This is a genomic window from Pseudomonas sp. C9-3 (assembly GCF_032392015.1).
In the GTDB taxonomy this organism is placed as follows: domain Bacteria; phylum Pseudomonadota; class Gammaproteobacteria; order Pseudomonadales; family Pseudomonadaceae; genus Pseudomonas; species Pseudomonas nitroreducens.
In genome coordinates, this window is sequence record NZ_CP135919.1 from 1,570,108 (window position 1) to 1,595,780 (window position 25,673).

A 25,673-nucleotide genomic window follows, 5' to 3' on the forward strand; every position below is an offset into this window, starting at 1 on the left:
ATAGCTCGATGAGCAACCTGATCCTGCCGCGCGCTATCAAACGTGCGCACACCCGCGACTCGATGATGACCTTCGACGCGGCAACCATCGACTCCACCGGCGTGTTCCTCATCGGTGAGCTGGAGCGCCTGGACCAGAACCTGCACGGCCCGCTGGCGTCCGTGACCTGGTCCCGTGACATCCAACTCCGCGAGGACGTGTCGATCGCGGACGAGATGTCCAGCTTCACCAACAGCACCTTCGCCGCCGTGGGCGGTACCAGCCCGAACGGCAAGGCCTGGATCGGCAAGGATTCCAGCTCCATCGCCTCGCTGGCGCTGGACATCGGCAAGACCGCCAGCCCGCTGACCCTGTGGGGCATGGAACTGTCGTGGACCCTGCCGGAACTGGCGTCCGCTCAGCAGCTGGGCCGCCCGGTGGACTCGCAGAAGTTCACCGGCATGCAGCTCAAGCACAACATGGACACCGACGAGCAGGTGTACATCGGCGATGCCGACCTCGGTGTGACTGGTCTGGTCAATGCCGCCACCGTCACCAACGTCAGCAACGCCGTCACCGGCACCTGGGGGACCGCCACCCCGGCGCAGATTCTGGCCGACGTGAACGACCTGCTGAACAGCGTGTGGGCGGCTTCGGGCTTCGCCGTTTGCCCGCGCGAGCTGCGGATCGACCCGGTGTCCTATAGCTCCCTGGTGAGCCGCATCGTGTCCGACGCCGGCAACATCTCCATCCTGGAGTTCCTGCGCGTCAACAGCCTGTCCAACTCCATCAATGGCTCGCCGCTGAACATCCAGCCGTTGAAGTGGCTGACCGGCCGTGGTGTCAGCAACAAGAACCGCATGATGGCGTACACCAACGAGCAGGATCGCGTCCGCTTCCCGATGGTGCCGCTGCAGCGCACTCCGCTGGAGTACCGTGGCATCCGCCAGATCACCACCTACTACGGCCGCCTGGGCGTGGTGGAGGTAGTCTACCCCGAGACGATTGGCTACAGGGATGGAATCTAGAAACGGCATATAACATGCTATGATGGTATCGCACCCATTGCAGGAGCGATACCCATGGCACATGCCGTCTACGGACTATTCGATCCAGCTGATCCTGAGAAGCGCATCAGGTATGTCGGCTGCTCATCCAAGACCGTTTCTCGTCGAATCATTGAGCACATCAGCGAGGCGAAGGAGAGAGCAAACAGTCGCCATCTATGGATTATGGAAATCCTTGATCGTGGAGAGCGACCGCAGGCTGTCGTTCTAGAGGAGGTCCGCGATGGCGACTGGCAGGATCGTGAGCGCTTCTGGATCAAGGAACTATCCGGCGACCTCGTCAATTCGACTGAGGGAGGGATCGGACTCATTGGTCCAACGGATGACGTTAGGTTCCGAATTCGCGACAAGGTGTCTTCCCTACTTGTAGGCAATGACAGGCGACTCGGAATACCTCATGACGACGAGGCAAGGTCTGCTATTTCCGATGGACTGCTTGCTTCAGGCAAGAAGAAAGCATCGGACGCGTCACGACGAGGAAAGCCTGGGCACAAGCTGAGCGCCGAGGCTAAACAGAAGATCAGCGACGCCAACAAGGGGCGCAAGAATCCCAGGGCCAGGGAACTCGCTGCCGCCATGGCTGAAGGAAATGTTGGCTCGTTTTGGGTGAACGATGGAACAAGTTCAAAGCTGATGCGCAAAGGGAATGAAGTTCCGAATGGCTGGAATCGCGGGCGACTACCTCCAAAGACAGATGTCAGAGCAAAGATATCTGACTCCGTGAGAAAGGCCTCCAACACGATCTACACGCCAGAGCGCAATGCCAAGCTTGCCGCCACTAAAAAGGGCGGTCGATGGATTACCAACGGCGAAACCAATCGCTACCTACAATCTGGCGAAGCTCTCCCTGACGGCTGGTCATTCGGGAGAACAATGAGGAAATAAACAATGGCAACCCGAAACGTTATCAAGCCGTTCAAGCTGAACACTCCGGAAGGCGTCGTCGAGTTCGCCGCCGGCACCCAGGACATCGAGGACAAGCACCTCGACCACTGGTTCGTGCAGGCGCATCTCGAACAGCCGAAATCCAAAGCCAAGGCTGACGCCGAAGGCAAGAAGGACTGACCGATGGATGCCACCAAGTTCCGCCAGGACTTCCCCGAGTTCAACGACCCGGTGAAATACCCGGATTCGGCGGTGAATCTCTGGTTGGACTTGGCTAGCAAGACGCTGCCGGCTGACCGCTGGTGCGACTACCTGGACATCGGCATGGAGCTGTTCGCGGCTCACAACTTGGCGCTGGCCGCCGGCAACCAGGCTACGGCTGCGGTTGGCGGTGTGCCCGGGCAAGTGAAGGGGCCGCTTACCAGTAAGGCAGTCGACAAGGTCAGCGCCGGCTACGACAGCGGCGCAGCGACCCTCGAAGATGGCGGCTTCTTCAACCTGACAACCTACGGCATCCAGTTCCTGCAACTGGCCCGCATGGTCGGCACTGGGGGAATCCAGCTGTGATGAAGGTGACGAAGGACAACGTCGGCCAGGTGCTGGCGTCTATCCAGCGCCTTGTCGGGCAGGAAGTCCTCGTCGGCATCCCTGCCAGCCAGGCCGAGCGAAGCGATGAAGACCCGCAACCTATGAACAACGCCCAGCTGGGTTATGTTCATGAGAACGGTTCTCCAGCGCAGAACATCCCTGCGCGACCTTTCCTGATTCCTGGCGTGGAAGACACCCAGGAGAGCATTTCCGGCCACCTGCAGAAGGCGGCCAGCGCGGCCATGAATGGCGACAACACCAAGGTACAGACGGAGCTGAATGCTGCGGGCCTAGCCGCATCGTCCGGCGCGCGACACAAGATCACCACGGGCGACTTCGAACCGCTGTCGCCTGCAACCGTCCGCAATCGGCGGAAGAACCGCAGCACGAAGTCGATGCGCGCGGCCGAGAAGAAGTACCTGGAGCTGATCGCCAACGGTGCCACGCCGGAGCAAGCCCAGGACGAAGCAGGTATCAGGCCACTGATCAACACCGGCCAGCTCCGCAACTCTCTTACCTACGTCATCCGCAAGAAGTGACAACGATCTAGGGATCAGCCTGATGAACTCAGATAGACAATCTCTCCTGTTACTCAAGGGGATGGTCAGCGATTTGCCCGAAGAACAGCAGCAGGAAGTCTTTGCGGTGAGGGATGAAATCAGGGCGATAGCCCGCAGAGGCGATGTCGCGGTCATCGGGCTCTCCCTTGCGCTGGCAGAAATCTCGGTTGAGCGGGAGAGCGAGTAATGGCCCAGCTCGACGTCACTGAAATCCTCCTCGACCCGGATTTCATGGACACGGGGCTGGTCTGCAAGCGCTCCGTCCAGGCCATCGGCGACAACGGTCGCGCGACCAACGTCGTGACCTCGACACCATTCGCGGCCGTGGTCACCAGCGACAAGGGCGACATCCTCGAACGGATCGCCGGCGGCGAGCGCAAGAAAGGCTCCATCACCATTCATACGATGTTCCGGCTCACCGCCGGGAGCGGCGAGGAGATCATCGCCGACGTCGTCACCTGGCAGGGCCGCGATTACACCGTGGCCAACGTCAACGACTACAGCCACTTCGGCCGCGGCTTCGTGGCTGCCTCCTGCGACCTCCTACCCCTGGCGGGATAACCCATGGCGAACACCTCAGCATCCGGCGGGTACCTGACGCCGGCGGGCACACCTACGCCCGCAGACGATGCCCTGGAGGACATCCTGCAGCCGATGGTGGTCGGCATCACCGGACTCCCTGGCAAGATGGTCCGCCCACGCTGGCAGCCAGGAAACCCGAAACAGCCAGAGCCCGACGTCAACTGGTGCGCCATCGGCGTGATGCACACCAAGCAGGACGCCAACCCCGCGATCGAGCACGACAGCGCCGGAGACGGAGCTGACCAGTACCAGCGTCACCAGGACGTGGTCCTGCTGGCCACCTTCTATGGGCCCAACGCCCAGGCCTACGGCCAGCTGCTGAGCGACGGCATGTACGTCCCGCAGAACAGCGAGGCGCTGAAAGCGCTGGGCATGGCCTTTGTCGAGGCAGGCGACCTCATCGCCGCGCCCGACCTGCTCAACCAACAGTGGGTCCGCCGCTACGACCTCCGCATCCGGCTACGCCGGAAGATCGAGCGCACCTACCAGGTCCTCAACATCCTTTCCGCCGAAACCCCGGTCTCCACCGGCTGACCCTACCCGGAGAATTCAATGCCTACTCTTGCCGTTTCGGACGTCGTCAGCGTCCAGATCGTCATGGCGCCCAAGGCAGCCGCTACCCGTGATTTCGGTGCGCTGCTGATTCTGGGGGCCTCGAATGTTATCGACACCAACGAGCGCATCCGTCAGTACTCCAGCCTCGACGCCGTAGCAGCCGACTTCGGCACCACTGCGCCGGAATACCTGGCTGCCAACTTGTTCTTCAGCCAGTCGCCGCAGCCGGCCATCCTCTATGTCGGGCGCTGGGCCAAGGCCGCGACGTCCGCATTGTTGAAGGGCGGCGCGCTGTCCGAGGCTCAGCAGGCCCTGGCGAACTTCGCCGCGGTGACCGCCGGCGGCATGAAGATCACCATCGACGGCACCCTGAAGACCCTGAGCGCGGTCAACCTGTCGGCCGTCAACAACCTGAACGGCGTGGCTTCGGCGGTTACTGCGAAGCTTGGCGCCTCGGGCGTCTGCGTCTGGAACGCATCTTTCGATCGCTTCGAAATCACCAGCAGCACCACCGGCGCAACCTCGACCATCACCTATGCCGAGGCGCCAACCTCGGGCACCGACATTTCGGCGCTACTCGGCCTGGTGACTGGCGTAGCTTCGGCCCCAGTCAACGGAGTGGCTTCCGAGTCGCTGGTGGATGCCGTTGCTGACATCGCCGGCATGTCCAATGCCTGGTATGGCCTGCTCGTGGCCGACTCGACCATCAGCGAGAGCGACGTCCTATCCGTGGCCGCCTTCATCGAGGGCGCCGGGCAGTCGCGCATCTTCGGCTACACCACCCAGAACCCGCTGGCCCTGGATGGCACCAGCACCACGGACATTGTGGCGAAACTGAAGGCCGCGAATTACAAGCGCACCTTCGACCAGTTCTCCAGCAGCAGCCCGTATGCCGCGGCCTCGATCTTCGGCCGGGCCTTCACCGTGAACTTCCAGGGCAACAACACGACCATCACCCTGAAGTTCAAGCAGGAGCCGGGCGTCACTGCCGAGGGGCTCAACGAGACCCAGGCTGCAGCGCTGAAGGCGAAGAACTGCAACGTCTTCGTCAACTACAGCAACGACACCGCCATCATCCAGGAAGGTGTGATGGCCAACGGGTACTTCTTCGACGAGGTGCACGGCCTGGACTGGCTGCAGAACGATCTGCAAACCGCCGTCTACAACCTGCTGTACACCAGCACCACGAAGATCCCGCAGACCGACCAGGGCATCAACCGCATCGTCACCACTATCTGCCAGCGCCTGGACCAGGCAGTGGCCAATGGTCTGGTTGCCCCGGGCCAGTGGAACGGTCCGGAGTTCGGTGCTTTGAAGACCGGTCAGTTCCTGAGCACTGGCTATTACGTGTACGCGCCGCCGGTATCGACCCAGTCTCAGGCAGACCGCGAAGCCCGCAAGGCTCCGGTAATCCAGGTGGCGGTCAAGCTGGCCGGCGCCGTCCACTTCGTCGACGTCATCGTCAACGTCAACCGCTGATCGGAGCGCCTTGAATGAGCACCTATAGCTTCCTCGATGTGAACGCGACCCTGGTCGGCGCCGGCGCGGTGATCGACCTGGGCGCCGGCTCGGCGACGGCCGAAGAGGGCATCTCGATCGCCGCCGCAGGCGACAAGAACACCATGATGATCGGCTCGGACGGCGAGGGCATGCACTCCCTGCACGCCGACAAGTCGGGCCAGGTCACCGTGCGCCTGCTGAAGACCTCGCCGAAGAACGCCCAACTGATGGCGCTGTACGACGCCCAGTCGCTGAGCTCTTCGGCCTGGGGCAACAACGTCATCACCGTCACCAACTCGGCCAACGGTGACACCACCGTTGCGCGCTCCTGCGCCTTCAAGAAGCGCCCAGACCTGAACTACCGGAAGGACGGCGACATCGTCGAGTGGGTATTCGACTCGACCAAGATCGACGGCATCTTAGGAACCTATTAGTCGCGCTCGTGGGTGAGCTGAACAAACTCCTTTCGGAGTACCGTTGCAGCCCCACAGAAAGCGGCATGTGCTTCTGCCTCGGTGTTATACAGGCCGAGGTAGATGTTCTGGTTCCGATAGCTAATTTGCGCTGACCACCGACCATCCTTGTGCCGCTTCGCGCCGCGCTGATTCTGGACGTTGAAAATCGTATTGGCGGCATTCTGCAGCCGAACGGCTTCGCGCAGGTTGATCGCGCGATTGTCAGTTTTAACCCCATTGATGTGATCTAGCTCCGCCTGAGGAAAGCGCCCGTGATGCATGGCGAATGCGATGCGGTGCGCATAGAACAGGCAGCGCTTACCGGTTTCATCCTTGAACGGAAGCATCAGATAGCCGTTTGCGACCCTGCCTCCAGCAGTCTTGCCCGCGTACAGATTGTTGAACCGCCGGGCAACGCCTGGCGAGCTGAAGTGGCTTTCAGGGCGCGTCTTCCAAGTCAGGATGCCCGTATCACTGTCGTAGGTCAGGCACTCGTTCAGATAGTCGATGGGCAGTTCTTTCATAACATCTCCACATTCATGATGGATACGAGGATGCTATCTATCGTGGCGGAAATTTTCCAGAGGATTCCATGAGCGAGTTCACCGTAAACGGACAGACCTACCGCACCGCCAAGATCGACGCGATGCGCCAGTTCCATCTCTCCCGCAAGATCGCGCCGGTGATCCCGGCACTGATCCCGGTCTTCGCCAAGCTGGCCGAGAGCCAGAAAGCGGAAAACGCGAAGCCGCTCAGCAGCAACCTGGCCGCCATGGCTTCGTTATTCGAGCCGTTCGCGGAGGCTGTGGCCACCATGTCGGACGAGACCGCCGAGTACGTCATGGGCACCTGCCTGTCGGTAGTCTCCCGCCAGCAAGGCACCACCTGGTCGCCCGTCTGGAACGACCGACAGAAGGTTTGCATGTTCGACGATATCGACAGCGGTGTGATGCTGCAGCTGGCGGCGCATGTAGTCCGCGAGTCCCTGGGCCCTTTTTTGGCCGGACTCCTGTCGACCTCGGCGCAGGGGTAGGACCAACGGTCGAGCTGGCGAAGCTGCCAGACGGCCTGGACTGGCTCCTGCTGCCGGTCGCCGAGGGGATGTGCAAGTACGAATCCCTGATCGACGGAACGCTGGATCTGGCGGACGTCGCCCTGATGAACGATTGCCTGCTGGTGCGGGCAGAGAACAAGGCGCGACTGCGCGAGGCAATGGAGCCCAAGTAAATGGCCGAATCCTCCGTCATCAAGGAGTTCTTGGTCGGCCTGGGCTTCAAGGTCGACGAGAAGGGGCTGAAGACCTTCACCGGCACCATTGACGGCGCCACCACGGCGGTGACTCGTCTGGTGACCACGCTGGCCGGTGCATCGCTGACAGTTGCAGCCGGTGTGGCAACGTTTGCCAACAACCTGGAGAACCTTTATTTCGCATCACAGCGGGTTGGCGCATCGGCCGCCAGCCTGAAAGCTGCTGACTATGCAGCTCGCGATCTTGGCGCATCCGCTAATGAAGTCCGCGGATCGCTGGAGGGTATGGCTAGGGCTCTGCGCCAGAACCCAGGGAATGAACCATTCCTGCAGAGCCTCGGTGTAAAAACTCGCGACGCCAATGGCCAGTTGCGCGATACCGCCGACTTACTCAGCAACCTGGGAAGGGTACTGAGCAAGAAGGATTACTTCGTCGCGATTCGCTATGCCGAGCATTTCGGCATCGACGAGAACACCTTGCGCGCCATCATGAGTGGCGAGTTTGGTCGGAAGCTCGAGGAGAACCGCAAGAGATTCGCTGGGGCTGGCTTGGATAAAGCCACCAGAGATGCGCACCAGTTCATGAATGAACTTCGTGCTGTGGGCATGCAGTTCGAGAGCATGTCGATCCTGGTTCAGGCTGAGTTGATGCATCGGCTCGGTCCTGAGCTGGAGCGCTTCTCTGCCTGGTTCGAGAAAAACAGCCCTCTGATCGCGAAGCGCATCGTCGACGTCACCGAGAAGCTGATCCAGCTGGCTCAGGATTCCGAGCCATACCTGAAGGCGATTTACGAATTCTTTGTGGATTTGGATGAAGCCACAGACGGCTGGAGCACGAAAATCATCGTGCTGCTGGGGCTGATGAAGGCCCTGGGCCTGACTTCGGTCGTCACCGGCATTCTTAAACTCGCCGCCGCTTTCTTCAGGCTAGGCACCGGAATCACCGGGGCTTCTGCTGCGGCCGGCGCCGCAGGTGCAATTTCTACCCTGGCTGTCGGTCTCGGCGCCGCCGTCTACTCGTCGTCTCTCAACGAGGGTGAGGACGAAGAGGTGGCGCGCATCCGGCGCGAGAGGGGCTTACCAGAGCACGAAAGTCAGACTACGGATCAGGCTGCCAAGGAGAGTGCGACTGCCAATGCTTGGCGCATCCTACGGGGCGTGGACAAGGACAAGTCCACCTTCGCCATGGACTTCTTCAAGGCTCAGGGCTGGAGCGATGCGCAGGCATCCGGACTGGTGGCCAACCTCGCTGCTGAGAGCAATCTCGACCCAACAGCGAAGGGCGACTGGGGGCTGACCGGTCCCCAGGCGAGGGGCATTGGCCAGTGGCATCCAGACCGCCAGCAGGAGTTCAAGAAATGGGCTGGATTCCCTATCTGGGATGATCGAGCTGACTTCATGAAACAACTGGAGTTTGTCCAGCATGAACTCACTGATGGAGCAGAAGATAAGGCTGGGAGATTGCTTCGAGCTACGCAGAACGCAAGCGATGCAGGCGCCGTTGTCTCGCGCTACTACGAGCGGCCGGGAAGGGATGAAGCGGTACGGGCTGCCGAGGCTGCGAAACGCGGCCAGATGGCTGTGCAGCTAAATCAGACAACCAACATCAACGTATCCGGTGGGTCTGATCCAAATTCGACCGCTCATGCTGTGGCCGGAGCGCAGGGTCGAGTAAACGAAGAACTGGTCCGAAGTACCAGCACAGCGGTGAACTGATATGCCCAACTTCGCAGGCCTGATATCGATCGACCCGAAGCGCTCCATCGGGCCCATCACTGCGATGGTGACCCTGGAGGAGCTCGGTACCGACAACCTGCAGATCACCGAGCACCCGGTAGAGCTTGGCGCCAACATCAACGATCACGCCTTCAAGCAGCCGGCCGAGGTGGTGATTCGCTGTGGATGGAGTAACTCCAGCCTGGGCGGCCTGATCTCTGGACTGCGCCAGGCGGTCTCTACCATCTTCGGCGATTCAGCCTTCGGATCTGACTACGTATCAGGCGTCTACAACCAGCTGCTGGCCCTGCAGGAGTCGCGTATCCCGTTCGACGTTTCGACTGGAAAGCGCACCTACCAGAACATGCTGATGCGCAGCCTGGCGCTGACCACCGACCCAAGGACCGAGTACGCCCTGATGTGCACGGTGGTATGCCGCCAGGTGATCATCGTGCAGACCCAGGCGACGACGCTTCCTCCGCGAGACAACCAGGCGAGCCCGCAGGCCACCGGTGAGGTGGCCAACATGGGGACGAAGCAGACGGCCCAGGCTTTCCCTGCGCCAGGCGGGTGGCTTCCCCCAGATGGGAGCGGCGGAAATGGCTAACTTCGAGATTCCCCTAACCCCAGAGGGGCAGCGCTTCAGCATCACGCTCAGCGGCGTCGAGTATCAGCTGCGCGTGCAGTGGCGGAATGCCGTGGATGGCGGATGGGCGCTGGATATCGCCGACGCCGGCGGCAATCCCATCATCAACGGAATCCCGCTGGTGACGGGGTGCAACCTGCTGGCGGCCTACGCACACCTCGGCTTCACCGCAGCGCTGTGGGTGCAGACCACCGCCGATCCAGATGCCGTACCCACGTTTGAAAACCTGGGTCTCGGCTCGCATCTTTACTGGTGGACCGAAAGCTAGTCAGGAATTATCGGCTCGGCCCAGCATCGGCACGATTCTTCATCATCGCACTGGTGATAGCCAGGATGCTCATGCTGATGACCCCAGGTGTAGGACTTTCCAGATTTCGATTTGCAGTACTCGCAGACCGAACCGTCTTCCGATGTTCTCCAACGATATCTGGTTGAACGAATGCTCATCGCTCTCGCCTTGGTCAGCTCAAACGCCCACATGGCATTGGCCTTTTGACGAGCATGGAAGAGGAGTCTAGCTCGCTCATATTCTTCGGCCGTTACATCGCGTTTTCTGGGCATGCTTGGCCGGGGAGGCGAATAACCCCAGTTCTTATGGTCGTGCGGGTCTGGAAGATCGAAAGGCCAAGTCGAAGTCTTCGGCAGGTCCCTGCTCTTCTTTGGTGGTTCTGGTATAGATCGGCGAAATAGCCTCTGAGCTAGAGAGACCAGCAGGACTATGCAGATAACTACTACCGCGATGATCAGCAGCGGGCCTCTATCCATGGCATTCACCGAACTCGACGAGAAAATCCGATGAGCGTACCCCAATACCTGCGGCAGATCAGCCTGAAGATCGGCAACGACCAAGAAGGCCTCGATCTGTCCAACTTGCGCATCCGCTTCTCGGTACGCAGAGGGGACGTATCGACGCCGAACACGGCCGACATCCGCGTCTACAACGTCAGTGGTGAAACAGCTAGGAAGGCTGACCTCCGGGAGTTTTCCAGGCTGGTCCTGCAGGCCGGCTACGCCGGTAACTTCGGGGTGATCTTCGACGGCACCATCAAGCAGGTGCGGCGCGGCCGGGAGAGCCAGACCGACACTTACTTGGACATCACCGCGGCAGATGGAGACAGCGCTTACAACTGGGCGGTGATCAATACGTCCCTGGCAGCCGGGTCTACCCCAGAAGACCACCTTCAGGCCGCCATGAAAGCAATGGAGTCGCGCGGCATCACGATGGGCGAGCGTCCGCAATTACCTACCAACAAGCTCCCGCGCGGGAAGGTCATGTTCGGCATGACTCGCGACTATCTGGATGCTCTCGGCAAGACGCAGGACATCAGCTGGAGCTTCCAGGACGGCAAGATGACGCTGATCCCGAACACAGCGTACCTGCCAGGCGAGGCCGTGGTTGTGAATTCGGAGACTGGGATGGTGGGTCTGCCGGAGCAGACCCAGAACGGCGTGAACGTGAAGATGCTGCTGAATCCTGCGGTTCGCTGCGGGCGCCGTCTGCAGATCAACAACTCCAGCATTCAGCGACTACGTTATGACCCTTCACCGCTCGGGGAGTCCGATGTGGTTCGAGCGAAAATACAGGTCGACCTTGATAGTGATGGGTTCTACAAAGTGCTGGTCGCAAATCATGTTGGCGATACCAGGGGAAACGAATGGTATACGGACGTCATTTGCATCGGAGTTGACGCGACCATCACGAATTCAGGAATGATCAAGGCTGGAATAGGGGTTCCTGGAGCCATCCAGCCTGCTGGCCCGGTTAAGCCATACGGCTAGGGACAGGAGATCCATCCTTTATCCTGGGAAAAGGACGAAAGGACTTTCCCTTTTCCCTGCTTATCCAGCTCGACCTCAGCGAACACCCCGGATGGCATCGATGATGATGTGCCATCCGCGTCAACGAATACGATCTTGTCTCCAAGCGCTTTCCCCCAGCACCCATTGAGCTCAATCGATACCGGCGACTTCATTCGGAATGCACGCATGTCCTTCGCATGGATGATCGGTAGCGGGCAGGCACGCTCTTCATAAAGGAAGTGGGTGAACTGACCAGACTCCACCCGCGTGCCAGCGCACAGCGAGCCTGCCGGCGCAACTAGCACCTTTTCAGCAAAAGCAGGTGTTGCTGCTGCCAGTAGTGCTCCCATCAGAAATGCTTTCTTCACGGTGACTCTCCTTGAACCCACTTGAACGTATGGACGATCCAATCCGTTGGCTTGCCGTGGCTTTCAACGGGCTGCAATCCAAATTGTGGACCGCGATGCCAGGGATTATCCAGAGCTTCGACGCGGTGGCCATGACCTGCACCGTTCAGCCCGCCATCCAGGCCCTGGTGCGGGACGAGGCTGGCGGCCTCTCATCCGCTGATCTGCCGCTGCTGCTGGACTGCCCGGTGCAATTCCCGGCCGGAGGCGGGTGCACGCTGACCTTTCCAGTGAAGCCGAACGACGAGTGCCTGGTGGTGTTCGCCTCGCGCTGCATCGATTCCTGGTGGCAATCGGGCGGCATCCAGGCGCAGGCCGAACTGCGCATGCACGACCTGTCGGACGGGTTCGCGTTGCTGGGTTTCCGGTCGCAGCCGCGGGTTATCGCTGCCGTCAGTACCGGCGCGGCACAGTTGCGCAGCGATGACGGGGCCACTTTCGTGTCGGTGTCGCCAGGTGGCGCGGTAGCCATCACGGCACCGGCCGGCCTGACGATCAATGCCGATGTGGTCGTGAACGGCAAGGTGACCACCACCGGCGACGTGAAGGCAGGGACGATCAGCCTGCAGACCCACAAGCAAGCCGGTGTCACACCGGGTAGCGGAACAAGCGGAGTCCCGACGCCATGAGGTACCGGAAACTGGACGCCAACGGCGATTACACCTTCGGCGGTAGCCGTGCCGACTTCCTTGTGGATTCGCCGGCAGCAGTTGGCCAGGCCGTGCTGACCCGTCTCCAGCTATTCAAGGGGGAGTGGTTCGTCGACACCGCCGACGGCACACCGTGGCAGACCGATGTGCTGGGAGAACACACCGGGTCGAAATACGACATGGCGATCAGGAATCGCATTCTCGGCACCCAGGGCGTGGAGCAGATCGACAGCTACGACAGCGAGGTCGAGCCGAATGGCCGGAAGCTGACGATCACCTGCACGATCACCACGACCTACGGCCAAACCACCATCAGCGAGACGCTCTGAATGGCCTCTTCGACCGCACCTATCATCGACGCCAGCGGCATCTCGGCGCCCAGCTATGCAGATGTGCTGGACTACCTGCAGCAGCAGTACCGCTCGATTTATGGGGCGGACGTGTACCTCGGCAACGACAGCCAGGACGGCCAGTTCCTGGGCGTGCTGGCTCTCGCAATTAGCGATGCCAACGCGGCGACCATCGCCACCTACAACTCTTTCTCGCCGCTGACCGGGCAGGGGAACGGTTTGTCGAGCAACGTGAAGATCAACGGTATCTCCCGCGCGGTCGCTACCAATTCGCAGGTGGACCTGAAAGTCGTCGGCCAGGCTGGCACAGTGATTACTCAAGGGATCGCCAGAGACGTTGCCGGTTACACCTGGGCGCTTCCGGCAACTGTAACCATTCCACCGGCGGGCGAGATCACCGTCACCGCCATCTGCACCGAGATGGGTGATATCGCTGCCGGCATCGGTCAGGTGAATGTAATCGCCACGCCGACCCGCGGTTGGCAGTCAGTCACCAACCCATCGGCGGCAGATACTGGTGCGCCGGTAGAAACGGATTCTGCCCTCCGCCAGCGGCAGCAGGTATCGGTGGCTCTGCCCTCTCGGACGGTGTTGGAAGGGACGACTGGCGCGGTAGCGAATATCGTCGGCGTGACCCGCCTGGCCACCTACGAGAACGACACGAACGCAACCGATGCCAATGGGATCCCGGCGCACTCCATCTCCCTAGTCGTCGAGGGTGGTGATGCGGCCGCGATCGCTCAGGCTATCGCCGACAAGAAAACGCCAGGGACTGGTACCTACGGCACCACCTCGCAGACTGTCACCGATGTGTATGGCAGGCCACTGACGATTCGCTTCTACAGGCCCACCTACCAGGCGTTGACGGTGGCGCTGACCCTCAAAGCTCTGGCCGGCTACAGCTCGACCACCGGCGCGGCTGTTCAACAAGCTGTCTCGGACTACATCAATTCCGTGGAAATAGGCGGTGGACTGAGTAAGTCGGTGGAGTGGGCGGATGCGATCACGGCGGCGAACAGCGTGCCGAACAACACTACGTTCAAGCTCACCGGCCTGACTCTGACGGGGCCCGGTGGCGCCGGCACCCCAGACGTAACGTTGGCCTTCAACCAGGCAGCACAGTGTGCGCCGGCTTCCGTAACCATCACGGTGACCTGATCCATGGCTGATATTTCCGACTACGTCGGGCTGATTACCACCGAGCACTCGGACAAGCCAAAGTACATGGCCATGGTCGAGGCGGTGGTGCAGCCGATGATCGACGCCCTGAATGCCTCGCAAGGACTGCCTGTAGATTTCGACCTGGACCAGGCGGTGGGGGCCCAGTTGGATGTGGTCGGGCTATGGGTAGGAATCTCGCGCAACGTCAATGCGCCTCTCTCTGGTGTGTATTTCTCGCTCGACGTGGTTGGCCTGGGCTTCGACCAGGGCGCATGGAAAGGGCCGTTCGATCCAGACACCGGCATCATCTCCCTCGATGATGAGACCTACCGGACGCTCATTCGAGCGAAGATCGGCGCCAATCGCTGGGACGGGACCCTTGGCCAGTCGAAAGAAATCCTCGATCTGATCTTCTCCGGTGACACACACGTCTTCATTGAAGACCGCCAGGACATGTCCATCGTGCTCGGAATCTCTGGTGAGATTCCCTCGGCCGTCTTCTTGGCCATGCTGACCGGCGGCTACATCCCCATCAAGCCGGAAGGCGTGCGGATGTCGGTCTATGTTGTGACCTCAGTTAGCGGCGCGCCGATCTTCGGCTTTGACATGAACAACGAGTATGTCGGTGGTTTTGATGTCGGCGCGTGGGGCGGTAGTCCGGACAATGTTGTTTATCCGCAACCGCTTGCGTTCGACTTCACTACCGGGGTACTCGACTCGCTGATCAGCTTCAGCAGGCCGGGACCCGGGACGCGCTACAACGCCTCGGGCATTCTTGAGTCGGTCCCGGCAGGTGCGGCTCGCTTCGACTACGACCCGGTTTCTCTGGTCTTGAGGGGGCTGCTGCTCGAGGAGGCGAGAACTAATCTCTGCATTAACTCTGAAGCAATCGGAGCCGGCGCAAGGACAGCAGTTTCAAGTGATGTAGGGACAGCACCAAATGGAGCGTCAACCGCCGACCTCCTAACTGAAACCGCTATCAGCGGCGAGCATTACTGTTATGATTTTTATTTTACACCCTCGGCCGGATCGGTCTATACCTGGTCCGTTTTCGTTAAACAGGCCGTAGGATCGCGGAATCTGCTCCTGCGCGTGGCTGGCAGAAACACCGCCGCCGCGGTTAACTTTAACTTCGCCACTCAGGCGCTGGTGAAATCTGGACCGCAGTTCTCCAGCGCCACAGTTGCGATCTTGAAGGGCGGCTGGTTCCGAGTCTCATTGGTGTGGGTGGCCGCTGTTGCGACCAGCATTGATTGCCGGATCCAACTTGCCAACGGGGCAAGCACCACCAGTTATTTGGGCGACGGTACGAGCGGCTTCTATGTGTGGGGTCGCCAGTTGGAGCTCGGCGACCAGTCATCGTCCTACATCCCGACTGGCGCCGCCGCAGTTACACGCTCGGCGGACGTTGCGTTCGTCCCCATCTCCACCTGGTTCAACAACCTCGAGGGAACGCTGCAGGCGAATTTCCAGGCGAATAATCCGGCGCAGAGCAACCGGGTCGCCTCGTTGTTCAGCAGCGCTGGCCAGATGACCACCATCGACAGCAATGGTCAATGCGAGGTCGGCGGTACCTTCATCAGCCCAGCAGCACCAGGTGGTAATGCGGCTGTGGCGTTCCAGGCAGGCGACATCGCGGCGGCCGTTGCAGGAGTAATCACCGCTGTCGGCGCGCCGCCATCCCTTCCCGACTTCCCCAAGGGGCTTTTCCTGGGCTCTCTTGACGGTCAAAGCCAGTTCCTCAACGGCTGGTTAAAACAGATCAGCTACCAGCCCGCGCGGCTGAACAATTCCGATCTCATTACCCTCACTTCCTCATAGGGGGCCTCCATGGCCGTGAACAACTTCCTGCCGTTTGCCGGCGGGGCAGGCGCGAACGTACTCACTCAAGACGCCTACCTTGCGTTGTCGTCTCTCCGATCGAACGGTTTTTCAGCGGGTACTGCTCAGTCAGCTCAGCTGAACAAGGTATGGAGGCAGGCGTCGATCATGGCCGCCGTAATAGGCCAACTCATCGTCGACTCCACCGGCCTGGACGCCCTTGACGATGGCTCAACTGCAGCTCTCGTCGCGAATTTGAAAGCATCCATCAAGGCGCAGTCGAATGGCGTCGTCGGGACATCTCGCAACGTAGTTATGTCGGTGGCAGCTGAATCTGCAAGTGCGACGCTTACTGCGGACGAGGTGATTGTTGAAAGTGCGCTGGGAGTCCTGGCTTACCGCCTGGCGAACGTCAACAGAACCATCAACCTCGGCACTATTGGCGCCGGCGGCATGGACACTGGCACGGCGCCTGCCAACGGCTTCGTTGGCATCTACCTGATCTACAACCCTGTCAGTGGCGCGAGTGCGTTGCTGGCGGTTAATGCCACCAGTGTTGCCGCCCCGAGTATCTACGGCGGCGCGAACATGCCGTCCGGTTACACTGCATCGGCTCTGGTATCGGTCGCGCCGATCAGTGTGATTGCTGGTCAATTCGCGCCTTTCTTACAGATTGATCGGGCAGTTGACTACGCAGGTATTAGCGTATTGACAGGGTCCTCGGCTGTAACGGCAAACACTCCCAGGACATCTACCGGTATTCCGTTAAATGCTAAGGCTGTATCTGGCTTCAACCAGATTGGAAGCGCCTTGGCCTCGGCGGTATCGCAACAGCTTTGCAGCACAAGCAACAACGCACTGGGCGGTCAGTTCAATACACAGAACGTCGCCGCAGGGTCTTCGTGCGCGATCCCGTTCCGCCTAATTCTGTCTGTTCCGCAGACGATCTACCAGACGTCCGCCAATAGTGCTGGAACGCCAAGTTTCACAATTTCCGTAAAAAACTACGAGTTCTGAGGTCGGCCATGATTGCTGAATTTTTTGATGAAAGTGAAGGTGTCGTCATCGGTATATTCAGTTCGCCCCAGCCAATTGAAGCGGTCAAATATCAGGGAGAGATTCTCCCTGATGACCCCCGCTACAAGGCTTGGTGGGATGCCCTTCTGGTTGGCACCTATAAGGACGATTTGCCAGAACCTGCACCCTAGCCTCTAGGTTCCTGATTTACGCTAGTGGTATTAATTGTGTCAGGCTTTGTATTGCGCCTTGTTAATGTGCTGATAATCAGCTTCTGAACTGGCTTTTCGATCAGGCTATGGGTTGCGGCAGAGACCAGAATCACAGATGTGAAGTAAATGATTAAAATAGTGGCCTGGCTTAATCCTGCAAATAGTGTCTGGTACATCTCCATTACCCTAATGATAATTTGATGCACCATGTAAATGGAGAAGCTTATTTCTCCAAGATATACTAGCGGCTTGGCGCTCATTGCCTTTGATAATGCGCCGCCCTGTTTGGCTAGTATCACTATTAGCAGGGCGAAAGCCAGTGAACCACCGCAGTTGGCAAACCAGATTGAGACTGATTTGTTAATCGCTATTGGGAGGCTTGAGAAGAAATTAAGGTCGCCAATCCACATGACGGCCGCGGAAATGGAAAGTGCTGCGATTTCTAGCGCGCTATTTGTTAGAGTGCTTTGATTTGGTGCTTTGTTGATCTTTAAGTAAATTTGATATGCAGCAATTCCAAGCATGAATTCACTTAGTCGGCTAAGTGGCGATATGTATGCTGACCAAAGCATTAGAGGGCGATCGCTGTTTCTAAAAATATATAGCATCAGCCCTGTTGCTGCGGCTGTTGAGATAAGTTTAAGTGCCCAGGTTTTTTCTATTCTGAATATTAGTAGTGGGAAAACTGCGTAGAAGAAAATTTCATTCGATAAGCTCCATGAAACACCGTTCAGTGAGAAGTATGTTGCCTGGTCAGGAACCCATGACTGAAGAAGGGTGAAATTTAAAATAATATCCTTGATGGGAATTGCGCCATCGTAGTATTTAATTATGTATATGGCTGATATTGCGGTTGCGATGTGGAGTGGCCATATTCTGGCGAATCGGCTTATGTAGAAAATTCCAAGATCGTGCTTCGATGTGATGTTCTTGTGCGTGTGGGATAAAATGAATCCTGACAGGACATAAAACATCGACACCGCTTGCGTCAGGGAAAAGTGATCTGCGAAGGAGTAGCCGCCGAAGTTATGTTTTGAATGAAAAATCACGACCAATGCTGCCGCTACAAATCGCAGTGAAGTAAGAGAGTCGATTTGTCTGGCTCGCATTTTTCTTTCCATTTCAAAAATATCTGAGGATACGGTCTAGAGAGACGCCACACAACTAGCCAACATCCCAATTCAGATTTTTGGAGACCAGCAATGCCACTCACCGAGCAGCAATTGCTGCGCATCTACCCCAACGCCAGCCAGAGAGCTGGCGTTTTTGTTCCTGCGCTCAACCGGGCGATGCAGCGGTACCAGATCAATACGCCTGCGCGCCAGGCAGCTTTCCTTGCCCAGATTGGGCATGAGTCGGGCCAGCTGAAGTGGGTGAAGGAGATCTGGGGGCCGACGCCGGCGCAGTCGCGATATGAAGGACGCAAGGACCTGGGCAACACGCAGCCAGGGGACGGGAAGCGCTTCCTTGGTCGTTCGCTTATCCAGGTGACAGGGCGGGAGAACTACCGCAAGGCCGGCGCAGCCCTTGGCCTTCCGCTACTCGACAAACCTGAGCTTCTGGAGCAGCCGGAGTGGGCAGCGGCATCTGCTGCTTGGTGGTGGGCGAACCATGGTCTCAACGAGTTGGCCGATGCTGGCGAGTTCGAGCAGATCACCAGGCGCATCAATGGCGGCCTGAACGGTCAGCGTGAGCGCCTTGAGCTGTGGGCGCGTGCCAAGGAGGTATTGGCATGAGCGGATTCACCAAATTATCGGACGTCCTGGAAGAGGCCGACGGCAAACTCTTCTTCGGCTGCCCAGGCTGCAACATGGTGCATGGACTGAACGTGCGCAACGGGCAGAAGCCCGACTGGGCCTGGAATGGTGACGTCGACCGCCCGACCTTCGCGCCGTCTGTCTTGGTCCGCTACCCGTGGGGGCCGGATCAGCATCAGGTCGTCTGCCATTCGTTCGTTCGCGACGGTCGCATCGAGTTCCTCGGCGACTGCACGCATGCCCTGGCCGGTCAGACGGTGGACCTCCCGCCGGTGGACGACTACTGATGGCCTGGCTGCTCAACAACTGGAAACCGCTTCTGTGCGCGCTGCTTCTGTCCCTGGCAGCCGCCGCCGGCTGGATAGCCAATGGCTGGCGGCTCGGCCAGCAGATCGAACAGCACCAGGCCGCGTTCCAGGCCGACCTGAGCACGATCAACCTCGCCGCAGCCAAGGCCCAGCAGGAAGCCAACGAACAGCGCCAAGCGCTAGCCAAGGCGATACAGCAGGATTCCGCTACCCGATATCAGGAGTACACCGATGCCCAGCATCAGAACGCTCAGCTTCGTGCTGATCTGCTCACTGCTCAGCGCCGGCTGTCAGTCAAGGTCAGTGGTTGCAGTGCCGCCGCCCAAGTGCCAGGTACCGCCGGCACCGGAAGCGTGGGTGATGCAGGCGGTCGAGCCGATCTTGACCCAGGAGACTCTGCGGCTCTTCTCGGGATCGTCAACCGGGGCGACGACGCCATCAGGCAACTGACGGCGTGCCAGGCGTATGTGAAGCGGATATTGGGGGAGTAGGGTGCCAAGGATGGGCTAGATGTGGCGTGAGTCATCCTCACGCCTGCGTGACTTTTGCGTGACTCTCTCACGCACTACCTGGCATTCATGGGCATTCAGTTGCAGCGAGCGCCCATTCTAGACCGTGTTTTTCGGGCCTTCCGTCCTACTTCTCAAGCATTTCGTGCATCGCGATGATCTGTTCCGCCACCTGCGACAGTTTCTGCTGGCGGCCCATGGCCTGGCGGCGCATCAGGGTGTAGGCCTCTTCCTCGGCGCAGCCTTTCATCTTCATCAGCAGACCCTTTGCGAGCTCGATTCGCTTGCGTTCGGCCAACTGCTGCTCGCGTGCCTGCAGCTGGGCGCGCAGGGCCTGGTCGCTCTCGAAACGGGCCATGGCGACGTCGAGGATCGGTTGCAGGCGCTGGGCCTGGATGCCCTCGACTATGTACGCGCTGACCCCGGAGCGGATGGCCTGGCGCATCACCTGCGGGTCGTGCTCGTCGGTGAACATGACGATGGGGCGCGGCTGGTCGCGGCTGACCAGCACCACCTGCTCCATCACGTCGCGGCCGGGAGATTCGGTGTCGATGAGGATCACATCGGGGCGCAGGGCTTCCACCCGCTGCGCGAGGTCGACCGTGAGGCCGGATTCGTCGATCACCTCGAAGCCGCACTCCACCAGGGCAGCCTTGAGGCGCCCGACCTTCTTCGGGGTGTCGTTGATCAGCAGAACGCGCAGCATGCTCAACCTCGTTCCGCCAGGGCATTCAGCTCGAAGCTGCGGGCATAGCCGGCCGGATCGTTACCGCCCCAGAGGCGGCCGTCGATCAGCGTAGAGGTGCGCATTTCGCTGTCCGGCACGCTGACACCGACGGCGCTGGCGGCTTCGCGGTACAGCGCGAACTGTTGGACCTGACGAGCGATGCCGAGGTAGTCGACGTCCTCGCGCAGCAGGCCCCAGCGGCGGAACTGGGTCATGAACCACAGTCCGTCGGAGAGCCAGGGGACGTTCGCCTGCCCGTCGTTGAAGAAGCGCAGCGGGTGTGCGTCCTGCCAGGCGTGACCGAGGCCGTCCTGGTAGCGGCCGAGCAGGCGTGGCTCGATGCTGGCGACGGGAGCGTCGATGTAGTCCTCGCTGCTGATCAACTGGGCGGCGCTGCGCAGGTTGTCTTCACTGGCTTCGATGAAGCGGCTGGCATCGAGCAGGCTCATGACCAGCGCGCGGGCGGTGTTGGGGTATTGCTCGACGAAGGCGCGGGTTGTGCCCAGGACCTTTTCCGGGTGGTCGGGCCAGATCTGCTGGCTGGTGGCGAGGGTGAAACCCATGCCTTCGTCCACGGCCAGCGCGCCCCAGGGGCCACCGGCGCAGAAGCCGTCGATGCGCCCGGCCCTGAGGTGCTCGACCATCTGCGCTGGCGGCACCACCAGGCTGCGCACGTCCTGCAGCGGATGAATGCCGTGGGCGGCCAGCCAGTAGTAGAGCCACATCGCGTGCGTGCCCGTGGGGAAGGTGTGGGCGAGGGTGAGTTGCGCACCGTTCTGGCGCACATGGCTTTGCAGTGCTTCAGCAGAGGTCACACCGTCGCGCATCAAGGGGGCGGAAAGGTTGATCGACTGGCCGTTCTGGCATAGGCCCATGAGCACGGCCATGTCTGTGGCCGGGGCGCCGCCCAGGCCCAGTTGCAGGTCGTAGATCAGGCCGTAGAGGCTTTGCGCCGCATCGAGCGCGCCGCTCAGCAGACGGTCGCGCAGGCCGGCCCAGGAGCTTTGGCGTTGCAGGTTCAAGGTCAGGCCGTAGGGCTGGCCGAAGCCCTGGGTCGCGGCCACTACCAGGGAGGCGGAATCGGTGAGGGCCATGAAGCCCAGGTTGAGCGCGGCCTTCTCCGGGGCATCGGAGCCGGCTACCCAGGCCAGGTTGCCCGGCAGTGCGCTGGTACTGTCGATCATCTCCACCTCTGAACGCGCGCTCATGCACGCTCAATACAAAAAGGCGCCGCTCCACCGGCCTTCGAGGGGCGGTGGCAGCGACGCCATTGTCAGAGGGCGACCCGCCGTTGGATCACCGTTTGTGAAAGCGGAGCAAGGGCTGTGCCAGGGAAGCGGCAGAAAAAAGAAGCCCCGCCATGGAGAGCGGGGCGCAGAGGAAGGGAGCGCACCTCTGGAGGGTTCCACAAGGGCACCTGGGCACGGAAATCGGCAGGAGCCTGTTGTCCACCTTAGACCTCGAGGCTCGGGGCGCAACCGGTCAATAAGTATTAGGCCCATCGTTAGGGTAGGGCTGCAGGCGTCTATTTCGCGTCCTGCAAAAGAAAAGCCCCGCACTAGGCGGGGCTTTTCGTCACGCTGGGATCACTCAGACCTGAACGGCCGGGATCTTCGCGTTGGCTGCAGCTTCGCGGAACTCGGCGATCTGGTCGAAGCTCAGGTAGCGGTAGATATCGGCAGACATGCTGTCGATGTCCTTCGCGTAGGCCATGTACTCCTCGACGGTCGGCAGCTTGCCGATGATCGAAGCGACAGCGGCCAGCTCGGCGGATGCCAGGAACACGTCGGTGGCATCGCCCAGACGGTTCGGGAAGTTACGGGTCGAAGTGGAGACCACGGTCGAACCGGTCTGTACGCGAGCCTGGTTACCCATGCACAGCGAGCAGCCCGGCATTTCCATGCGCGCGCCAGCCTTGCCGTAGATGCCGTAGTAGCCTTCCTCGGTCAACTGGTGGGCGTCCATCTTGGTCGGCGGAGCCAGCCACAGACGGGTCGGAATGCCACCCTTGACCTTGTCCAGCAGTTTGCCGGCAGCGCGGAAGTGACCGATGTTGGTCATGCAGGAGCCGATGAAGACTTCATCGATCTTGCGGCCTTGTACGCTGGACAGCAGGCGAGCGTCGTCCGGGTCGTTCGGAGCGCAGAGTACCGGCTCCTTGACGTCGGCCAGGTCGATCTCGATGACCGCGGCGTACTCGGCGTCCTTGTCGGCTTCCAGCAGTTGCGGGTTGGCCAGCCAGGCTTCCATCGCTTGCGCGCGGCGCTCCAGGGTGCGGGCGTCGCCGTAGCCTTCGCCGATCATCCAGCGCAGCAGGGTGATGTTGGACTTCAGGTATTCGGCGATGGCCTCTTCCGGCAGCTTGATGGTGCAACCGGCAGCCGAACGCTCGGCGGAGGCGTCGGACAGCTCGAAGGCTTGCTCGACGGTCAGGTCGTTCAGACCTTCGATCTCGAGGATGCGGCCGGAGAAGATGTTCTTCTTGCCCTTCTTCTCGACGGTCAGCAGGCCGGCCTGGATCGCGTAGTAGGGGATCGCATGGACCAGGTCACGCAGGGTGATGCCCGGTTGCAGCTGGCCCTTGAAGCGCACCAGAACCGATTCGGGCATGTCCAGCGGCATGACGCCGGTGGCAGCGGCGAAGGCCACCAGGCCGGAACCGGCCGGGAAGCTGATGCCGATCGGGAAGCGGGTGTGCGAGTCGCCGCCGGTGCCGACGGTGTCAGGCAGCAGCATGCGGTTCAGCCAGCTGTGGATGATGCCGTCGCCCGGACGCAGGGAGACACCGCCGCGGGTCATGATGAAGTCCGGCAGGGTGTGGTGGGTCTTGACGTCGATCGGTTTCGGATAAGCAGCGGTGTGGCAGAAGGACTGCATCACCAGGTCGGCGGAGAAGCCCAGGCAAGCCAGGTCTTTCAGCTCGTCGCGGGTCATCGGGCCGGTGGTGTCCTGGGAACCGACGGTGGTCATCTTCGGTTCGCAGTAGGTGCCCGGACGTACGCCCTGGCCTTCGGCCAGACCGCAGGCGCGGCCAACCATCTTCTGGGCGAGGGTGAAGCCTTTGCCGCTGTCCACCGGAGCTTCCGGCTTCTTGAACAGGTCGGACGGAGCCAGGCCCAGCTCGGCACGGGCCTTCTCGGTCAGGCCACGGCCAACGATCAGCGGGATACGGCCGCCGGCGCGGACTTCGTCCAGCAGAACCGGGGTCTTCAGCTCGAAGGTGGTGACCACTTCGCCGCTGTCATGACGCACGACCTTGCCTTCGTACGGGTACACGTCGATGACGTCGCCCATGGCCAGGTTGGTGCAGTCGAACTCGATCGGCAGGGCGCCGGCGTCTTCCATGGTGTTGTAGAAGATCGGGGCGATCTTGGTGCCAAAGCAGAAGCCGCCAGCGCGCTTGTTCGGAACGTAGGGGATGTCGTCGCCGAAGAACCACAGCACCGAGTTGGTGGCGGACTTGCGGGACGAACCGGTGCCGACCACGTCACCGACGTAGGCGACCGGGAAGCCCTTGGCCTTCACGGCTTCGATCTGCTTCAGCGGACCGACGGAGCCCGGCTGGACCGGCTCGATGCCGTCGCGGGCCATTTTCAGCATGGCCAGGGCGTGCAGCGGGATGTCGGGGCGCGACCAGGCGTCCGGAGCGGGGGACAGGTCGTCGGTGTTGGTTTCGCCGGGGACCTTGAACACGGTCAGGGTCAGCTTCTCGGCGACAGCCGGACGGGCCTTGAACCACTCGCCATCGGCCCAGGACTGCAGCACGGCCTTGGCGGCAGCGTTGCCTTTCTTGGCGCGCTCGGCGACGTCGTGGAAGGCGTCGAACATCAGCAGGGTGTGCTTCAGTTGCGCGGCGGCGACTTCGGCCAGCTCGGCGTTGTCCAGCAGCTCGACCATGGTGGCGATGTTGTAGCCGCCCTGCATGGTGCCCAGCAGCTCGAGGGCGCGGGCTTTGTCCAGCAGCGGGGAAGTGGCTTCACCCTTGGCAACGGCGGACAGGAAACCGGCCTTGACGTAGGCGGCTTCGTCCACGCCCGGCGGTACGCGGTTGGTGATCAGGTCGAGGAGAAATTCTTCTTCGCCGGCCGGCGGGTTCTTCAGGAGTTCGACCAGACCTGCGGTCTGTTCGGCGTTCAGCGGCTGGGGCACGACGCCCTGGGCGGCACGCTCTTCTACGTGTTTGCGATAGGCTTCAAGCACAGTATTTCCCTCATCAGTGGTCCCGGAGGACGCGTATCCAGGAGACCCCTCCGATCCATTCGTCAGGCATGGTGGACGGTAATCCACTGACCTACGACGGCACCGGCGATCTCCGGGCAGAAGCTGTTTTCAAAGTTTTACGCCGGTGGGGCCTGGGACGAGAGGGACTGGGCGCTTGAGGGAGGCGCCCAGACCGCGCGGCTGCCGGAATCTGTGCTTCGTGACGCTTTGAAAACAGCTTCTTTCGGACAATGACGCCAAAAAGGCGCAGCCATTCTAATGGAATTAATGGGCCTTGGTAAGCCGATTTGCGTGGCGCCCGAGGGTGAACTTGCCTAGACAAAGGGCTAACATGCCCGCTTTGCCGGCAACCTGTTCAACCATGTCTTCGCAACGCATCAAAACTCCCTGCGTCGGGCTCTGCTCGACGGTCTATGGCGACCTGGTCTGCCGTGGCTGCAAGCGTTTCCACCACGAAGTGGTGAACTGGAACCGCTACGGTGACGAGGAGAAGCGGGCGGTCCTGAGCCGTCTGGAAGTCCTGCTGGCGCAGGTGATGATGGCCAAGCTGGAAGTCTTCGATGCGTCGCTGCTGCGCAGCCAGCTGGAGCAGCGGCAGATACGCTTCGTGCCCGAGCAGTCGCCCTATTGCTGGGCCTACCAGCTGATCGCCCGCGGCTCGCGGATGATCAACCAGGTGGAAGCCTATGGCCTGGCACTGCTGCCGGAGTTCCGCGGCTGGACACTGCCCGACCTGCGCGACGCCATCGACAAGGAGTTCTTCATCCTCTCCGAGGCGCATTACGAGCGCTATATCGCGCCGAGCTTCCTCGCCGAGGGGCTGGAGTCGCGGGTCTGATCGCCGCCTGCTAATAAAAAAGCGCCCGGATGGGCGCTTTTGCTTTCTGTAGGAGCGAGCTTGCTCGCGAACCATTTCCCGCCTGCTGCGATGCTGGGCGGTTCGCGAGCAAGC

Annotated in this window: 32 protein-coding genes; 26 read left to right on the forward strand and 6 right to left on the reverse strand. The window is 60.6% G+C overall.

The genetic code is table 11. The features are described 5' to 3' along the window. The first annotated feature begins 8 nt into the window (after nt 1-8). From RS899_RS07145 to RS899_RS07190, 10 genes are read left to right on the forward strand one after another with little or no spacing between them, the layout of a single operon-like run. Entirely contained in the window at nt 9-1,007 is a 999-nt protein-coding gene (locus RS899_RS07145; RefSeq protein ID WP_315809485.1) for a DUF2184 domain-containing protein, read from the forward strand. A 54-nt stretch (nt 1,008-1,061) separates the two neighbouring features. Next, a complete protein-coding gene (locus tag RS899_RS07150) occupies nt 1,062-1,931 on the forward strand; it encodes an NUMOD3 domain-containing DNA-binding protein (protein WP_315809486.1) in 870 nt (289 codons plus the stop codon). 3 nt (nt 1,932-1,934) lie between these two features. Continuing rightward, nucleotides 1,935-2,111, forward strand: coding sequence for an STY1053 family phage-associated protein (locus RS899_RS07155; RefSeq protein WP_315809487.1), 177 nt, complete (start codon nt 1,935-1,937; stop codon nt 2,109-2,111). Between the two features lie 3 nt (nt 2,112-2,114). Beyond that, complete coding sequence (locus tag RS899_RS07160; protein WP_315809488.1) at nt 2,115-2,498, forward strand: DUF4054 domain-containing protein; 384 nt, start codon at nt 2,115-2,117, stop codon at nt 2,496-2,498. Then, nucleotides 2,498-3,058: a hypothetical protein gene (locus RS899_RS07165; protein WP_315809489.1), complete on the forward strand. Its 561-nt coding sequence runs from the start codon at nt 2,498-2,500 to the stop codon at nt 3,056-3,058. Before RS899_RS07160 ends, RS899_RS07165 begins: the two co-directional genes overlap by 1 nt. Nucleotides 3,059-3,080: 22 nt before the next feature. Beyond that, nucleotides 3,081-3,266, forward strand: coding sequence for a hypothetical protein (locus RS899_RS07170; protein WP_315809490.1), 186 nt, complete (start codon nt 3,081-3,083; stop codon nt 3,264-3,266). After that, the gene (locus RS899_RS07175; protein ID WP_315809491.1) at nt 3,266-3,640 is read left to right on the forward strand and encodes a hypothetical protein; all 375 of its coding nucleotides are present in this window, start codon (nt 3,266-3,268) and stop codon (nt 3,638-3,640) included. Before RS899_RS07170 ends, RS899_RS07175 begins: the two co-directional genes overlap by 1 nt. Nucleotides 3,641-3,643: 3 nt before the next feature. Further along, the gene (locus tag RS899_RS07180; RefSeq protein WP_315809492.1) at nt 3,644-4,195 is read left to right on the forward strand and encodes a phage neck terminator protein; all 552 of its coding nucleotides are present in this window, start codon (nt 3,644-3,646) and stop codon (nt 4,193-4,195) included. An 18-nt stretch (nt 4,196-4,213) separates the two neighbouring features. Next, a complete protein-coding gene (locus tag RS899_RS07185; RefSeq protein ID WP_315809493.1) occupies nt 4,214-5,695 on the forward strand; it encodes a DUF3383 domain-containing protein in 1,482 nt (493 codons plus the stop codon). A gap of 14 nt (nt 5,696-5,709) precedes the next feature. After that, nucleotides 5,710-6,150: a phage structural protein gene (locus RS899_RS07190; RefSeq protein WP_315809494.1), complete on the forward strand. Its 441-nt coding sequence runs from the start codon at nt 5,710-5,712 to the stop codon at nt 6,148-6,150. Here RS899_RS07190 and RS899_RS07195 read toward each other — a convergent pair. After that, entirely contained in the window at nt 6,147-6,695 is a 549-nt protein-coding gene (locus tag RS899_RS07195; protein WP_315809495.1) for an HNH endonuclease, read from the reverse strand. The two genes, RS899_RS07190 and RS899_RS07195, sit on opposite strands and share 4 nt — an antisense overlap. 68 nt (nt 6,696-6,763) lie before the next feature. On the opposite strand from RS899_RS07195, the gene RS899_RS07200 reads away from it, so the two are divergent. The 6 genes from RS899_RS07200 to RS899_RS07225 all read left to right on the forward strand — a co-directional run bounded on the left by RS899_RS07200 (nt 6,764) and on the right by RS899_RS07225 (nt 11,560). Beyond that, complete coding sequence (locus RS899_RS07200; RefSeq protein WP_315809496.1) at nt 6,764-7,204, forward strand: phage tail assembly chaperone; 441 nt, start codon at nt 6,764-6,766, stop codon at nt 7,202-7,204. A 68-nt stretch (nt 7,205-7,272) separates the two neighbouring features. Then, a complete protein-coding gene (locus RS899_RS07205; protein ID WP_280086333.1) occupies nt 7,273-7,398 on the forward strand; it encodes a DUF6889 family protein in 126 nt (41 codons plus the stop codon). After that, on the forward strand, nt 7,399-9,135 hold the full coding sequence (locus RS899_RS07210; protein ID WP_315809497.1) for a phage tail tip lysozyme: 1,737 nt from the start codon (nt 7,399-7,401) through the stop codon (nt 9,133-9,135). Between the two features lies 1 nt (nt 9,136). Further along, nucleotides 9,137-9,742, forward strand: a complete 606-nt coding sequence (locus RS899_RS07215; RefSeq protein WP_315809498.1) for a phage baseplate protein — start codon at nt 9,137-9,139, stop codon at nt 9,740-9,742. After that, nucleotides 9,735-10,049 (forward strand): phage baseplate plug family protein, encoded by a 315-nt coding sequence (locus RS899_RS07220; RefSeq protein ID WP_315809499.1) that lies wholly within the window; start codon nt 9,735-9,737, stop codon nt 10,047-10,049. The genes RS899_RS07215 and RS899_RS07220 overlap by 8 nt, the downstream gene beginning before the upstream one ends. Before the next feature lie 527 nt (nt 10,050-10,576). Then, complete coding sequence (locus RS899_RS07225; RefSeq protein ID WP_315809500.1) at nt 10,577-11,560, forward strand: phage protein; 984 nt, start codon at nt 10,577-10,579, stop codon at nt 11,558-11,560. On the opposite strand, the gene RS899_RS07230 is transcribed toward RS899_RS07225, so the two are convergent. After that, nucleotides 11,557-11,949, reverse strand: coding sequence for a hypothetical protein (locus RS899_RS07230; RefSeq protein ID WP_315809501.1), 393 nt, complete (start codon nt 11,947-11,949; stop codon nt 11,557-11,559). The genes RS899_RS07225 and RS899_RS07230 overlap by 4 nt on opposite strands. Nucleotides 11,950-11,960: 11 nt before the next feature. Between RS899_RS07230 and RS899_RS07235 the strand changes: the two genes are divergently transcribed. From RS899_RS07235 to RS899_RS07260, 6 genes are read left to right on the forward strand one after another with little or no spacing between them, the layout of a single operon-like run. After that, nucleotides 11,961-12,617: a Gp138 family membrane-puncturing spike protein gene (locus RS899_RS07235; RefSeq protein ID WP_315809502.1), complete on the forward strand. Its 657-nt coding sequence runs from the start codon at nt 11,961-11,963 to the stop codon at nt 12,615-12,617. Continuing rightward, on the forward strand, nt 12,614-12,967 hold the full coding sequence (locus tag RS899_RS07240; RefSeq protein ID WP_315809503.1) for a hypothetical protein: 354 nt from the start codon (nt 12,614-12,616) through the stop codon (nt 12,965-12,967). The genes RS899_RS07235 and RS899_RS07240 overlap by 4 nt, the downstream gene beginning before the upstream one ends. Further along, entirely contained in the window at nt 12,968-14,146 is a 1,179-nt protein-coding gene (locus RS899_RS07245; RefSeq protein WP_315809504.1) for a baseplate J/gp47 family protein, read from the forward strand. 3 nt (nt 14,147-14,149) lie between these two features. After that, nucleotides 14,150-15,970, forward strand: coding sequence for a DUF2612 domain-containing protein (locus RS899_RS07250; protein ID WP_315809505.1), 1,821 nt, complete (start codon nt 14,150-14,152; stop codon nt 15,968-15,970). Nucleotides 15,971-15,979: 9 nt separating this feature from the next. Beyond that, complete coding sequence (locus tag RS899_RS07255; RefSeq protein ID WP_315809506.1) at nt 15,980-16,987, forward strand: hypothetical protein; 1,008 nt, start codon at nt 15,980-15,982, stop codon at nt 16,985-16,987. 8 nt (nt 16,988-16,995) lie between these two features. Next, the gene (locus RS899_RS07260) at nt 16,996-17,178 is read left to right on the forward strand and encodes a hypothetical protein (RefSeq protein ID WP_315809507.1); all 183 of its coding nucleotides are present in this window, start codon (nt 16,996-16,998) and stop codon (nt 17,176-17,178) included. Here the strand turns inward: RS899_RS07260 and RS899_RS07265 are convergent. Then, entirely contained in the window at nt 17,175-18,308 is a 1,134-nt protein-coding gene (locus RS899_RS07265) for an acyltransferase (protein WP_315809508.1), read from the reverse strand. The two genes, RS899_RS07260 and RS899_RS07265, sit on opposite strands and share 4 nt — an antisense overlap. A gap of 93 nt (nt 18,309-18,401) precedes the next feature. Between RS899_RS07265 and RS899_RS07270 the strand changes: the two genes are divergently transcribed. The 3 genes from RS899_RS07270 to RS899_RS07280 are packed head-to-tail and all read left to right on the forward strand — an operon-like array spanning nt 18,402 to nt 19,755. Next, nucleotides 18,402-18,935 (forward strand): glycoside hydrolase family 19 protein, encoded by a 534-nt coding sequence (locus RS899_RS07270; RefSeq protein ID WP_315809509.1) that lies wholly within the window; start codon nt 18,402-18,404, stop codon nt 18,933-18,935. Continuing rightward, on the forward strand, nt 18,932-19,243 hold the full coding sequence (locus RS899_RS07275) for a DUF6527 family protein (protein ID WP_315809510.1): 312 nt from the start codon (nt 18,932-18,934) through the stop codon (nt 19,241-19,243). The genes RS899_RS07270 and RS899_RS07275 overlap by 4 nt, the downstream gene beginning before the upstream one ends. Beyond that, complete coding sequence (locus tag RS899_RS07280) at nt 19,243-19,755, forward strand: lysis system i-spanin subunit Rz (RefSeq protein WP_315809511.1); 513 nt, start codon at nt 19,243-19,245, stop codon at nt 19,753-19,755. Before RS899_RS07275 ends, RS899_RS07280 begins: the two co-directional genes overlap by 1 nt. A 145-nt stretch (nt 19,756-19,900) precedes the next feature. Here the strand turns inward: RS899_RS07280 and RS899_RS07285 are convergent, their stop codons facing one another. The 3 genes from RS899_RS07285 to acnB form a co-directional block, all read right to left on the reverse strand. After that, complete coding sequence (locus RS899_RS07285; RefSeq protein WP_315809512.1) at nt 19,901-20,479, reverse strand: ANTAR domain-containing response regulator; 579 nt, start codon at nt 20,477-20,479, stop codon at nt 19,901-19,903. Between the two features lie 2 nt (nt 20,480-20,481). After that, entirely contained in the window at nt 20,482-21,684 is a 1,203-nt protein-coding gene (locus tag RS899_RS07290; protein ID WP_315810410.1) for a CmpA/NrtA family ABC transporter substrate-binding protein, read from the reverse strand. A gap of 406 nt (nt 21,685-22,090) precedes the next feature. Continuing rightward, nucleotides 22,091-24,700: a bifunctional aconitate hydratase 2/2-methylisocitrate dehydratase gene (gene acnB, locus RS899_RS07295; RefSeq protein WP_233300107.1), complete on the reverse strand. Its 2,610-nt coding sequence runs from the start codon at nt 24,698-24,700 to the stop codon at nt 22,091-22,093. Between the two features lie 382 nt (nt 24,701-25,082). On the opposite strand from acnB, the gene RS899_RS07300 reads away from it, so the two are divergent. Continuing rightward, the gene (locus tag RS899_RS07300) at nt 25,083-25,559 is read left to right on the forward strand and encodes a DUF1289 domain-containing protein (RefSeq protein ID WP_054907737.1); all 477 of its coding nucleotides are present in this window, start codon (nt 25,083-25,085) and stop codon (nt 25,557-25,559) included. The last annotated feature ends 114 nt before the right edge of the window (nt 25,560-25,673 follow it).